This is a genomic window from Vibrio sp. Vb1755, assembly GCF_033338635.1.
Lineage (GTDB): Bacteria > Pseudomonadota > Gammaproteobacteria > Enterobacterales > Vibrionaceae > Vibrio > Vibrio alginolyticus.
In genome coordinates, this window is sequence record NZ_JAWOTA010000231.1 from 1 (window position 1) to 1,212 (window position 1,212).

1 pseudogene is annotated in these 1,212 nt (G+C 47.4%); it reads right to left on the reverse strand.

Annotated features, from left to right (window positions below):
* Positions 1 to 1,212, reverse strand: a pseudogene (locus R7E00_RS24145) (hypothetical protein); the annotation flags it as partial.

Here is a 1,212-nt window from a genome sequence, read left to right on the forward strand (position 1 = left end):
GGTCGACCACCTTAACCATCACTTTGTCGCTGCCCGGTACAACTTCTCCATGGCGTAAGAAGTACAGCGAACCGCCAGTACCTAAAAATTCATCGTGCGCAAACAGCGAATCCGATTCGGCGGCAAAGCCAACGATGTTAAGACGATCTTCACCGAACTTGGTGGTAGAACGTGTGCGATAGTCACCTTTGAAACCATATAGGCTGCGGTTGTAATCGTTGTTGTCAGTACCAGTTATACCTGTGTTGTAGTTCCCCCACAAAACGTTGGATTTGTCGTATTCAACGTTGAGATACACTTTGCCTTTGGTGTTGACCACTTTGTAGATGTTCGAGCTGTCACCGTAGTTGCCGTAATACATTTCATCGTCGTCTTCGAGAATGTCGAATACGCTGGATGAATCAGAGGCAAACGGGTGCTTAAACATGTCTCGCACGTCACTCTCTTTGGTATCAAAGTGGGTGGTGATTCGGAGTTTGTCACCAAACTTACCTTGGCCAAAATACGCTAAGCGACCTTGGTTATAGATATCATCTTGATATTGGTCATCAACCGCCAATGCTGCCGAATTACCTGTGACTTTGTTTTTACCAATGTAGAAATCCGCCAAACCCGCTTGTACCCAATATTCATCCGGAATACGCACGTACAGTTGGTAACGTCGCTCTTCACCGCTATCAAATACCACACGAGTTGGGAATAGATAGGCGTCGGCTGGCAAGTATTGTTCGGCGTAAAGCTCGCCCTCTTCTACGTCAAATTCATCTTCACCAATCACCACTTTGTCGACACCTTTTAGTCCCGTCCCCATAAACCTTGCCAGACCAGCCGAGGTAGGAATGTTGTGGCGCATCAACTGAGCTTTGCCAAGCTTACGGCTTTGATCTTCTTCACCATCATTCTTGTCGATGTCGACTTCAGAATCGGGTTCAACAAGATCGATCACGCCGACGCTTGTCACGTCCATGTTGCCGTCTTTATCAAACGCTTTTAAGCGAAACAGAAGCTGCGTGTTGGATTCAAATTGGTAGTCTTGATCGGTCTTGCCATCCCAAACGATGTTGAAATCGTTGGCAAATTGCTGACCTTCCACCACCGCCAGCGGAGACACCAAACCACGATCGCCACCGCGATACACTTCTAACTGGTAATGATCCACGTAGTAGCTGAAGTTGGTGGTGATAGCAAAACTCATCTCTTGCAGAGGTTTGC